This window comes from Neisseria sp. (assembly GCF_030523955.1).
Taxonomy (GTDB): Bacteria; Pseudomonadota; Gammaproteobacteria; order Burkholderiales; family Neisseriaceae; genus Neisseria.
On record NZ_JAUNHL010000075.1, the window covers coordinates 1 to 11,682 of the forward strand.

The window sequence follows — 11,682 nt, forward strand, 5'->3', positions numbered from 1 at the left end:
TGGATATTTTTATCGTCCCAAACTCAAATCAAACCACAAATCGCAAACCAAACAAATGAGATGCCTGCCTGAAAATTTTCAGACAGGCATCTACATCTATCAAAGCAAAGTCGAATCAACCATCCAATTTCAAACTCGTTAAGTGTTGTTCCTCCATCATTCACCATAATACTTATCACTGCCAGACTATATTACAGCGGGTTTAATTGGTATGATATACGCCATTATTTTTTGTTGATGGCTGCTTTGATTATGTCTGTTTACACCAGCATTTCCGATGACGAGATGCGCGACTTTCTGGGCTTTTATGATGTGGGTGATTTTGTATCGCTACAGGGGATTGCCCAGGGGATTACCAACAGTAATTATTTTGTCACCACCACTGTCGGTCGCTTTGTGCTGACTATTTTTGAGGTTTTGCAGCAAGAAGAGCTGCCGTTTTTCTTATTATTGAAACAGCATTTAAGCAGCCAAGGAGTGGCCTGTCCTTCACCGATACAGCGGAAAGACGGCCGCTTCGACTCTACTCTGGCAGGAAAACCGGCCTGTATGGTTACGCGCTTGAGCGGTTCGGACACCAGTTGGCCGACAGAACAGCAATGTTTCAATACCGGTGCGATGTTGGCCAAAATGCATTTGGCCGGTCAAAACTTCCCCCTAAAAATGGATAATCCCCGTTATACGCAATGGTGGCATGAGGCATGCCTGCGTTTGACGCCGGTATTGGATGCAGATGATGCGGCTTTGCTGCAAAGCGAGATTGCTTTTTTAGATGCACATTTGAACGACAACTTGCCCGGCGGCATTATCCATGCTGATTTGTTTAAGGATAATGTATTGCTCGACGGCGAGCAGGTGGCAGGTTTTATTGATTTTTATTATGCCTGCAACGGCAATTTTATGTACGATTTGGCGATTGCGGTGAATGATTGGGCGCGCACTGCTGACAATCACCTAGATGAAACCTTGGCGGGGGCATTTTTGGCAGGTTACCAACAAATTCGCCCGTTAAGCGAGGCTGAGTTGGCTTACTATCCTGTGGCACAGCGTGCCGGTTGTATCCGCTTTTGGGTATCACGCTTGCTGGATTTTCATTTTCCGGTTGAGGGAGAAATGACTTTTATCAAAGATCCGAATGCATTCCGTGATTTATTACTTACTCTGCATGATAAATTTTAATTAACACGGACGAACCAATAAAACAGCTGTTATTTCTTTGAAATAACAGCTGTTTCGATATGCCTGTCTGAAAAGTCTAATGCCCGCCGCTGTTGCCACTACCGAATGGTGGTTTGGCGAACCAAACAATCACGATCATCGCTACAAACAAAATACCGCTGCCCCAGAAAATTTCATTAGACCCGATAATAAAACCTTGTTGGGAAATAGCACGCTCCAAGCTAGCCATCGCTTGTTGTTCACTGACACCTGTTTGCGTAAGAGCATGTACCGTTTGGCGCACATCGTGTGAGTACGGCGTAATATATTCGGTTAAACGGGTATGATGCAGAGCCTCGCGTTTTTCCCACAAAGTAGTGGCAACAGAAACGCCGACACCGCCCATGAACACCCGCAAAAAATTAGACAAACTGCTGGCGGCGGCGATTTGCGAACCTTTCATGTTCGACAAAACGATGGTGGTCAGCGGCATGAAGAACATCGCGACACCTAGCCCCTGCCAAAATTGCGGCCACACCACATTGCTGAAATCGGTGCCCGGATAAAAAAGGCTGCGCCAATAGAACGTTGCGGCAAATACCAAAAAGCTGGCGCTGACCAGATAGCGCATATCCAGCCGGTTACCAAAACGGCCGATGATGGGGGAAAGAATAATCGGCAAAATACCTACCGGTGCTGCCGCCAACCCCGCCCAAGTGGCGGTATAACCCATTTGCGACTGCAACACCAAAGGCAACAGGGTGAGTGTTCCCATAAACAACATAAAACCTGCTGAAGTGGTAATCACGCCAACGGTGAAGTTACGGTCTTTAAACAGAGATAGATCCACTATCGGATATTTTTCGCCCAACTCCCACACAATGAAATAAGCAAGACAAACCACCGCCACCACAGCCAGGACAATCACCTCTACGGAAGCGAACCAATCCAGCTCTTTACCGCGGTCAAGCATCATTTGCAATGCACCGACACCGATCACCATCAATACCAAACCGACATAATCCACCGGCGTACGCTCGGTAAGCGTTTCCCGATGGCGCAACTGCTTCCACACGATATAAGCCGCGATAATACCGATGGGGATATTGATAAAGAAAATCCACCCCCAATGCCAGTTATCCGAGATCCAGCCACCCAGTATCGGCCCCAATACCGGTGCCACCACCACCGTCATCGCCCATAAGGCCAACGCCAGAACCCTTTTTTCCGGCGGGTAAGAAGCCATCAATAAACTTTGCGACAACGGAATCAACGGCCCGGCCACCAAGCCTTGCAATACGCGGAACAACACCAGCGATTCTAGATTGGCTGCCATCCCGCAAAGCCATGATGCCAATACGAAACCGATGACCGCACACATGAAAATCCGCACTTCGCCGAAACGGCGCGCCATAAATCCGGTAAGCGGGATCGAGATGGCATTGGCAACGGCAAAAGAAGTAATCACCCATGTTCCCTGCGTCATTGCCGCACCCAAATCACCGGCAATCACCGGTACAGCGACATTGGCAATAGTGGAATCCAGCACTTCCATGAATACCGACAGACTCAACGCCAAAGTAACCAACACCAGGCGCATCCCCTGTAAAGGCGGGTGATTCATGTTTTATCCTTTTATTTTGAACGTTGTGCGTTAAAAGCTTGAAATAATTTCAGACAGGCATTTTAGTGACATATGCCTGTCTGAAAAAATCATGTGTCGTAAAACCAAGCAGGGTTCTCAACCGATGGATTTTACTTTGCATATTTCTCGAACACTTGATCAATCAAAGTGTTGACCGGTGTCCAATCCACAGTTTCCACCTCCGGCGAAGTAATATTTTTTTCCGCTGCCTCAGCCAATGATTTACCGCCGTCGTTATCAGTGCTTACCCGCACAGTCATCGATAAACCCACACGCAACGGATATTTCTGTAAAGTCTCACCATCCAAGCTGATGCGTACCGGCACCCGCTGCACCACTTTAATCCAGTTTCCGGTTGCATTTTGCGCCGGCAACAAAGAGAAGGCGCTGCCGGTTCCGGCCGACAAACCTTGTACCGTACCACGGTACACCACCCGCTTGCCGTATAAATCCGATTCCATGGTTACCGGCTGGCCGATACGCATTTTACGTAGTTGATTTTCTTTAAAATTGGCCTCAACCCAAACCTCGTGCAGCGGTACCACAGCCATTACCGGCATACCCGAATTAATTTGCTGGCCGACCTGTACATTGCGTTTGGCAATTTGCCCCCCCATCGGTGAGCGGATTTGGGTGCGTTGCAGATTCAACCAAGCATCTTTGATACGGCTGATAGCAGTTTGCACCGCCGGCTGCTGGCGCAGAGGAATATTATTGCCGATGGCCGCCTGTGCCGAAGTTTTAGCCGCTTCCGTTGCTTTGAGAGCAGCCTGTGCCTGCACTACGGCAGCGCGGGCATGGCTCAATTCTTCCCCCGAAATCGCATCGGTACCTGCCAGTGATTCGCGGCGTTTCAAATCGGTCATCGCACGTGCCAAATCAGCCTTACGCGCCACCACTTCCGCATCGCTTTGCATAGTAGCCGCAGCTTGCTGCTTGTTTTGACGAATAGCCTGAATCAACTCGTTTTGCGCACGTTCATAGGCAAGCTGATAGTCGCTGTCATCCAGCGTGACCAATACGTCGCCTTTTTTCACAATATCGGTATCATCCACCGAAACTTTGCGCACCGTACCGCCGATCTGCGGGGTAATCTGCACCACATGACCGGCTACATAAGCATCTTCGGTCGTCTCTTCAAATTGCCAGACCAGAAAGTAGGCCAAACCGAAAGCCAGTGCGATGGTGATGAGCAGCAAAGTCAACAGCGTAAGGTTACGCTTCCTACGCTTCCCGGCACCTACTGTCTTGGCCGCAGGCTGATTAGATGTCTGCACTGCGTTTTCTGGTTCACTCATTGTGTCTATCCCGTTTCCTTGGCTACATCTGCCATTTCAATACAGCCGTACCGGATTATGTTTCAACCACCGCCCGGCTTTATTTTTTCAGACAGGCCTGTTTTGCTTTAATCGATTACCTGTAAACGACCCCTTTCAAATGAGGCCTGTCTGAAAACTATCTATATCTATTATCAAAAAAACAGAATTTTACTCTATTTCTTCGTGATTATCAGCCGAAAAACCACCGCCTAGCTGGGCCTGCAAATGACTCCATGCAACGAGTGCGGCACTTTGCTGATTTGACAAAACGGCTTGCTGCTGCAACAGCTCATCGTTTTTCTGCAAATAAGCCATTTTGTTTTCCAAACCCGCACTCACCCGCCGCTGTACGGCTGAAGCATTTTTGCTTACCGTGGACAATACTTGCTGCTGTTGCGCCAACTGCTGCCGACTAATTTGGTAATCACTTACCGCATCAGCCGCCGCACGCATTGCATCCAACACGGTCTGATTGTATTGTGCCACCTGTTGATTGTATTCCGCATGACGGCCAGCCAGCTTAGACTGCAAGGCTCCCGAGGTAAAAATCGGCAAATGCAAAGCCGGCAAAATACCCAGCATACCGGATTGGTTGCTGATGAGATTAAAAGTATCGATATGCGATAATCCAGCCAACAGCCTCAACTCTATATTCGGATAAAACTCGGCTCTGGCGGATTTAATGGCGTAGGTTTTACTATCCAACAACTCGCGCTGCGCCGCGATATCCGGACGACTCCCCAGCAAATCCGCCTTCAGGGTGCCACTGCGTACCGCAGGCACCGATGCCATTTTCGACGGACTATCATTGTCTAACGCATTGGCCGGGCGACCGGTTAACACTGCCAGCGCATGGCGCACACGTGCAGCTTCCCGCTCCAGAGCCAACATCTGCCCTTCCATTTGTTGGCGTGCCTGTTGCACCGGATAAACGGCACTGGGCGCCAGCAATTGTGCTTTCACTCTTTGTTGCAATAATTTTTCCTGCGCCGAAGCATTGTCAATCCGCTGTTTGAGAATATCTTGCTGCGCCTTGAGATTCTGCCAAGCAAAATATTGTGCAGCTACCGCATGAGCCAGCATCAAACGTGTTTGCTCTGCCTCGTAACGAATGGCATTTTGCTGACCAATCACTGAAGCAATCTGCGCACGGTTTTTACCCCAGAAATCGAATGACCAACCAACCTGCAACGCAACATTGGCCACAGCCAATACACGGCTAGGATCGGCCTGCGGCACATAATCCTGCACATCCGGCTTACTGCTGCTCAGCATGCCGAAACCGACCGCATTAAGACCGGCCTGCGTTTTATTAGCCGCTCCCAACAAACCGATTTGCGCCTGCGCCTGCTCCAGCCGGCTGCGTGCCGCTTGCAAAGCCGGTGCCGTTTCCAGCGCCTGCCCGATATAGCGGTTCAGCTTTTGGTCTTTTAACCGCAACCACCAAGCTTTTTGCACATCCGCAGTTTTACCGTCCGGCAACGAATATGCCGTTGGATTACCCAACGGCACCTGTTGACCAAAATTAGCGCACGCACTTAACAATCCGGCAGCAGTTACGCTCAGTACGCACAAGATCTTCTTAGAATTCATATCCTGTTCTTTAGCAACATCCTAATCAGTCGTGAATATTGCATCATCCGCCCAAACGGGTCAACAACTTAGACAGTAAATGTTGCAACTGGGCAAATTCTTCTTCTTTGAAATCTTCCCACAAAGGCATACGGCCTTTTGCCATATGCGGCTCGACTTCTTTGATAAAGTTCTCACCTTTTTCGGTTAACTTCAACACAATCTGGCGACGGTCTTTCTCGTTGATGCTGCGCTCGATCCAACCGCGTTCCACCATTTCATCGGAAAGCCTAGTGGCGCTGGTACGTGTCAAATCCATCAAATCACTCAGCTGTGAGGGCAGAATTTCCTGATTGGGACTGACGTAAACCGCCAATACGGCAAACCATAAATTCTCGTTAATACCAAATTCTTTCAATAATTCGTTTTGCTGGCTGCTCAAACGATCTGAGGTAATACGCAATAAGCGGGTGGTGTGTGCTTGTTTCTCTGAAAACTCTGGCAAGCGCTCAGATAACAATTTCAGGGCATTGCCCAGTTCGGTTCTTGAAAAACTCATGATGTATTCTCGTTTTGTATCGGTATAATAAACTGCTACGAACATATAGCTCTGCAACAGGCACTTAGCCAATATTTAAGATGCAGCTAATGTTATTCAGTGAGGCAATACTAACGCCTGTATATTATCTTGACTAATATTCTAGGATATTCGGCAACGGTTTTTTTCCCAACGGTTTCACCGCCTTTATAGCCTGCCACTCATCGTATAGGCACGACCGCTCATCCTTGATTTACAAGCATTATGCGCCATTTTATTTTTATGCTTAGTGATTTTTATAAATATTATGCCGTTCTAAACGGTAAAATAGAAAAAAGAGCTTTTGCTCAAACACTAAAATCGCGACCTCACCCTACCGTTTATCCGAAATTTAAACTTACTTTCAGACAAACGGTATGCCTGTCTGAAAACTCATGCCATTAAAAATAGAAAAATAGTTTTACTTACATACAAATTACTGCTTTTGCTCTAAAATAGCGCCTTTTCCCTGTGGTTCGCAAACTCCCACATTAAAAAACTAAGGAATCCGAATGTCCCGTCAACTTGAAGAATTGGGCGGCATCACCCTTTTGGGCAGCCAAAAAACCCATTACCCCGATCAATATGCTCCCGGAATTTTAGAGGTTTTCGACAACAAACATCCCGGCAATGATTATTTCGTTAAATTCGTTTGTCCGGAATTCACCAGTCTTTGCCCGATTACCGGCCAGCCGGACTTTGCCACCATCCACATCCGCTACATTCCGGATCAGAAAATGGTGGAAAGCAAATCATTGAAACTGTATCTGTTCAGCTTCCGCAATCACGGCGACTTTCATGAAGACTGCATTAATATCATCATGAAAGACTTAACCGGACTGATGCAGCCCAAATACATTGAAGTATTCGGTGAATTCACCCCGCGCGGCGGCATTGCCATTCATCCGTTCGCCAATTACGGCCGGCCGGGTACGCCTTTCGAGCAATTGGCGCAAAAGCGTCTGTTTGAACACGATATGTTGTAAGGAGGGGAAATGTACGTTTTCTCTCCTGCGCAAAAGCGCAAAGCCTTGTTATGGCTGTCGGTTTTCCACATCGCCATCATTGCTGTCAGCAATTATCTGGTGCAGTTTCCTTTTACCGTTACCCTGCCTACCGGCTACGAAGTGCATTCCACTTGGGGCGCGCTGACCTTCCCGTTTATCTTTCTGGCCACCGATTTAACCGTACGCATTTTCGGCCAGCAGCTGGCGCGCCGTATTATTTTTTGGGTGATGCTGCCGGCACTCTTGCTCTCTTACACCCTCTCGGTGATATTTCGTGACGGCAGCTGGGCCGGCTGGTCGGAGCTGGCGGTATTCAATAGCTTTGTATTCCGTATCGCACTGGCCAGCTTTACCGCCTACGCCGTCGGCCAACTATTGGATATTTTCGTATTCAACCGGCTGCGCCGTTTGAAAAGCTGGTGGATCGCCCCCTCGGCCTCCACTTTTGCCGGCAATGCCGTAGATACTCTGTTGTTTTTCGCAGTGGCGTTTTATGCCAGCAGCGATGCCTTTATGGCTGCCAACTGGCCGCATATTGCCTTTGTCGATTACCTGTTCAAGCTAACCATCTGTACATTATTCTTCTTGCCGGCCTATGGTCTGCTTTTGAATATATTGACTAACAAGCTGACCACACTGAAGCAGCATGAGGTTGTGGCATCGGAAACTGTTACGCAGGCTCAGTAACGCTTTATTTAAATCCACCATGCCTGTCTGAAAAATTTGGCTTCGCAAAAACCGGCCATTATTTTCAGACAGGCATTTTATTGCTCACCCGAACCAGCCCGCTCATGTGAAGATTCCCACACCCCCTTTTCCAACGCAACCTGATTCCCCCATTGCGTAACGGCTTGTATAGTGAATTAAAATAAAATGTCCGGTATAGCGCGGACGTTTTCGTCCGCTTTTTATGTATGATTCTGGATATTTTGCGGACGGGGACGTTCGCGCTCCAATCTCGGAGTTTTATTTTAAATCCACTATAATACGGGAATCGTTGTGCGCCCGAAATCAGTAAGCGCATATTCTGTTTTCACAGGCGGTTTGGTACCGTATTGAGTGCGCGATACCAAGCCGTCACGCTCCAATTCTTTCAATTGCTTGCTCAACACCGCTTCGGTGGCCGCATTCAGACAGGCATGCAGTTCGCCGAAGCGTTTCACCCCATCTTGCAGGTGGTACAAAATCGTGGCCTTATATTTTCCGCCGATTAAATCCATCGCCAGACTGACGGTACAAGGGTAACGTTTGCCGTTTAGTTGCACAAAATCGGCTTGGCATTCTGTTCTCATAATTTTCAACCTATTCAAAAGGATAGTTATTTTCTGGTTGTATTACCATCGTTATACTCACTTTCTCCAACCCTTAATAGGAGAGTAAGTATGACACAACCTTTAATCGCGGTGGCAGGCGCCGCCAGTAAGCAAGGACGCAGCGTGGTGGATTCCCTATTGGCAGACGGCGGATTCCGAGTGCGTGCGTTAACCCGAAGCCCACAATCCGAGTTGGCCCAGTCATGGGTCAAACGGGGTGCGGAAGTGGTATCCTCCGATGATTTGGCTGCCGCATTCTACGGAGCACACGGTGTATTTTTAATGACGCCTCCTACGCCGCCGAACAACTCACAGGAATATGCAACCGGTTGTTTGATGGCAGATGCAGCAGTAGCCGCTGGGGTGCGACACATTGTATTCAGTACCTTGGAAAATGTGGACGAACGTACCAAAGGCGCGAAATTCGCGCCGCACTTTACCGACAAAGCCCGCATTGCCGATTACATTCGCCGCCTGCCCGTACAGAGCAGTTTCGTGATGATCGCTTTTTTCTTCACCAATCTGATGGAATACTACCTGCCGCGTTGGGAGAATGACAAACTGCTGATTCCGATTTATTTGCCCGAAGACTTCCGTGCTCCTTTCGCCGATCCGTTAAGCATCACCGGCCCTGCAGTATTGGACATTTTCAAACGGCCGCAAGACTACGACGGCGTAACCGTACCGTTGGTGGGCGATTGGATAAGCCCGCGCGAAATGGTGGAAACCTTTACCCGCTTAACAGGCATTCCCGCCGAGTACCGCAATGCTTATACCCGGGAAGGGTTGTTACACTATTTTCCCGAGTTTGCCGCTAACGAATTACTGGTGCAAGAGTTGTTGGGGATGGTGCAATATGCAGTGGAATACGGCTATTTCAGTCCGACCAACCGCCCGGAACACATTACCCCGGATGCTTTAAATTGGGAAGCCTTCCTGCGACGAACCGGATGGAAAGGAGAAAAAGCCGAATTTTAAGCTTCGTGATATCAAGTAGAGACTATCTTCCTCGGTTTCGGCTCACCAAATAATTCATCGGCTAAACTTTCAGTAACAAATGCCTGTCTGAAAACGAAGATGCGGTATTTCCGCAAAGCGAATTTTCAGACAGGCATTTGAGAAACAAAATATTTGATCCAACAAAAAACCCTGCTTTCAATCAGCAGGGTTTTCTTTAACAAACTCCAGACTCCATCCGGATTATTCGTCGGCACCGGTGTACGGGCGCACGCTTACAGTCTTACGGTTCAAAGGGCCTTTTACAGCAAATTCCACATAACCGTCTACTTTTGCAAACAGGGTGTGGTCTTTACCCATGCCCACGTTATTGCCGGCGTGGAATTTGGTACCGCGTTGGCGAACAATGATGGAACCCGCAGGAATCAGCTCGTTACCGTAGGCTTTAACGCCTAGGCGTTTGGCTTCTGAATCGCGACCGTTTTTAGAGCTACCGCCAGCTTTTTTAGTTGCCATTTGTGTTTACTCCTTAAATGTTAAAAAATTAAGCGATTGCCACGATTTCGATTTGGGTGAAATTTTGGCGATGGCCTTGGCGTTTTTGGTAATGTTTGCGGCGGCGCATTTTGAAAATGCGGATTTTTTCGCCACGACCATGTGCTACCACTTTAGCCGTTACTTTTGCGCCTTCGATAAAAGGAGCGCCTACTTTTACAGATTCGCCGTCAGCAATCATCAAAACTTCAGTCAGTTCGATTTGGCTGTCGAGTTCGGCAGGTATCTGTTCTACTTTCAATTTTTCGCCAACGGTAACTTTGTACTGTTTACCGCCGGTTTTTACGACCGCGTACATACTCAACTCCATGATAATTTGATTTATATAAACACCGTGCAAAAGCACAGAACCAGAAATTCTATCCTTCTTATTTATATTTGTCAAAGTTTTATTTGAAATCCGCAGGATACGCCTCTTTGAATGCAATTCAACCGTGTTGCTGATATAATTGCGCGCTGTATTTATGCCGAATCCGCACGATCAGTCGGCTAACGCCGGAACCGAAAGTTCATCATGCTCGAAAATCTGCCTTATTTTCAACAACACCTCGAATCCGATCTGGGGCGCGTCAACCTAGTTATCAATCAAGCCGTACAATCGGAAGTGGCGCTGATTTCGCAAATCGGTACTTATATTATCAGTGCCGGCGGCAAACGTCTGCGACCGATCATCACCATCTTAGCCGGCAAGTCTCTGGGCTATGACCATGACAAACTCTATTCGCTGGCCGCCATGGTGGAATTTATTCATACCTCTACCCTGCTGCATGACGACGTAGTCGACGAGAGCGAGCTGCGGCGCGGCCGCAAAACAGCCAACAATTTATTCGGTAACGCCGCCGCCGTTCTGGTGGGCGATTTCCTCTATACCCGTGCATTCCAACTGATGGTTGGCTCCGGCAGTATGAAAATCTTGGAAGTTATGGCTGACGCCACCAACATCATCGCCGAGGGCGAGGTGATGCAGCTGATGAATATCGGCAACACCGACATAACAGAAGCAGAATATATCCAAGTCATTCAATACAAAACAGCCAAACTGTTTGAAGCAGCCGCCCAAGTAGGCGCGATTCTGGCCGGTGCAAACCCCGAACAAGAGCAAGCCTTAAAAGACTACGGCATGCATGTCGGCACTGCCTTTCAGATTATGGACGACATTCTCGACTATTCGGGCGACCCCGCCGAAATCGGAAAAAACGTCGGCGACGACTTGGCCGAAGGCAAACCCACCCTGCCATTGATTTACCTGATGCATCAAGGAAACGAACAAGCCGCTGCTGATGTGCGCCACGCTTTACAAAACGCCGACCGCAGTTATTTTGAAAAAATCCACGATCATGTGATCCATTCCGATGCGCTGGCTTATTCCACCGAGCAAGCACGTATCGCAGTCGAACAAGCTACCGCCTGCTTAGATAAATTGCCGGACAACGAAGTAACCCAAGCCATGCGTGCATTGGCTCAAGAGTCGCTGAGCAGGATTTCTTGATATATTTACACCACTCGCCGTAGTTCAACGGATAGAACGTATGCCTCCTAAGCGTAAAATACAGGTTCGATTCCTGTCGGCGAGGCCAAC

General features: G+C 48.4%; 12 protein-coding genes, 1 tRNA gene and 1 riboswitch. Of the genes, 6 read left to right on the forward strand and 7 right to left on the reverse strand.

Going from position 1 to position 11,682, the window contains the following annotated elements; genetic code table 11:
• Positions 1-252 precede the first annotated feature (252 nt).
• On the forward strand, positions 253-1,179 hold the full coding sequence (gene thrB / locus Q4C79_RS12000; RefSeq protein WP_303091258.1) for a homoserine kinase: 927 nt from the start codon (positions 253-255) through the stop codon (positions 1,177-1,179).
• A gap of 76 nt (positions 1,180-1,255) precedes the next feature.
• Here thrB and Q4C79_RS12005 read toward each other — a convergent pair whose 3' ends face one another.
• From Q4C79_RS12005 to Q4C79_RS12020, 4 genes are all read right to left on the reverse strand, one after another.
• Entirely contained in the window at positions 1,256-2,782 is a 1,527-nt protein-coding gene (locus Q4C79_RS12005; RefSeq protein WP_303091259.1) for a DHA2 family efflux MFS transporter permease subunit, read from the reverse strand.
• A gap of 131 nt (positions 2,783-2,913) precedes the next feature.
• A complete protein-coding gene (locus Q4C79_RS12010) occupies positions 2,914-4,110 on the reverse strand; it encodes an HlyD family efflux transporter periplasmic adaptor subunit (RefSeq protein ID WP_303091268.1) in 1,197 nt (398 codons plus the stop codon).
• Positions 4,111-4,290: 180 nt separating this feature from the next.
• On the reverse strand, positions 4,291-5,715 hold the full coding sequence (locus Q4C79_RS12015) for an efflux transporter outer membrane subunit (RefSeq protein ID WP_303091260.1): 1,425 nt from the start codon (positions 5,713-5,715) through the stop codon (positions 4,291-4,293).
• 43 nt (positions 5,716-5,758) lie between these two features.
• Positions 5,759-6,253, reverse strand: coding sequence for a MarR family transcriptional regulator (locus tag Q4C79_RS12020; protein WP_303091261.1), 495 nt, complete (start codon positions 6,251-6,253; stop codon positions 5,759-5,761).
• Between the two features lie 483 nt (positions 6,254-6,736).
• Positions 6,737-6,780, forward strand: a riboswitch (PreQ1 riboswitch).
• A 3-nt stretch (positions 6,781-6,783) separates the two neighbouring features.
• Here Q4C79_RS12020 and queF point away from each other — a divergent pair.
• Positions 6,784-7,257: a preQ(1) synthase gene (gene queF / locus Q4C79_RS12025; protein WP_303091262.1), complete on the forward strand. Its 474-nt coding sequence runs from the start codon at positions 6,784-6,786 to the stop codon at positions 7,255-7,257.
• 9 nt (positions 7,258-7,266) lie between these two features.
• Entirely contained in the window at positions 7,267-7,965 is a 699-nt protein-coding gene (locus tag Q4C79_RS12030; protein ID WP_303091263.1) for a 7-cyano-7-deazaguanine/7-aminomethyl-7-deazaguanine transporter, read from the forward strand.
• 293 nt (positions 7,966-8,258) lie between these two features.
• On the opposite strand, the gene Q4C79_RS12035 is transcribed toward Q4C79_RS12030, so the two are convergent.
• On the reverse strand, positions 8,259-8,570 hold the full coding sequence (locus Q4C79_RS12035) for a helix-turn-helix domain-containing protein (protein WP_303091264.1): 312 nt from the start codon (positions 8,568-8,570) through the stop codon (positions 8,259-8,261).
• 90 nt (positions 8,571-8,660) lie between these two features.
• Between Q4C79_RS12035 and Q4C79_RS12040 the strand changes: the two genes are divergently transcribed.
• The gene (locus Q4C79_RS12040) at positions 8,661-9,569 is read left to right on the forward strand and encodes an NmrA/HSCARG family protein (RefSeq protein WP_303091265.1); all 909 of its coding nucleotides are present in this window, start codon (positions 8,661-8,663) and stop codon (positions 9,567-9,569) included.
• A 222-nt stretch (positions 9,570-9,791) separates the two neighbouring features.
• Here the strand turns inward: Q4C79_RS12040 and rpmA are convergent, their stop codons facing one another.
• Complete coding sequence (rpmA, locus tag Q4C79_RS12045) at positions 9,792-10,064, reverse strand: 50S ribosomal protein L27 (RefSeq protein WP_303091266.1); 273 nt, start codon at positions 10,062-10,064, stop codon at positions 9,792-9,794.
• Positions 10,065-10,092: 28 nt separating this feature from the next.
• Entirely contained in the window at positions 10,093-10,401 is a 309-nt protein-coding gene (rplU, locus tag Q4C79_RS12050) for a 50S ribosomal protein L21 (RefSeq protein WP_089036377.1), read from the reverse strand.
• A gap of 216 nt (positions 10,402-10,617) precedes the next feature.
• Here rplU and Q4C79_RS12055 point away from each other — a divergent pair, with 216 nt between their 5' ends.
• Together Q4C79_RS12055 and Q4C79_RS12060 are read left to right on the forward strand one after the other, a co-directional pair.
• On the forward strand, positions 10,618-11,592 hold the full coding sequence (locus Q4C79_RS12055; RefSeq protein WP_303091267.1) for a polyprenyl synthetase family protein: 975 nt from the start codon (positions 10,618-10,620) through the stop codon (positions 11,590-11,592).
• A 13-nt stretch (positions 11,593-11,605) separates the two neighbouring features.
• A tRNA-Arg gene (locus Q4C79_RS12060) sits at positions 11,606-11,680 on the forward strand.
• Positions 11,681-11,682: the final 2 nt, after the last annotated feature.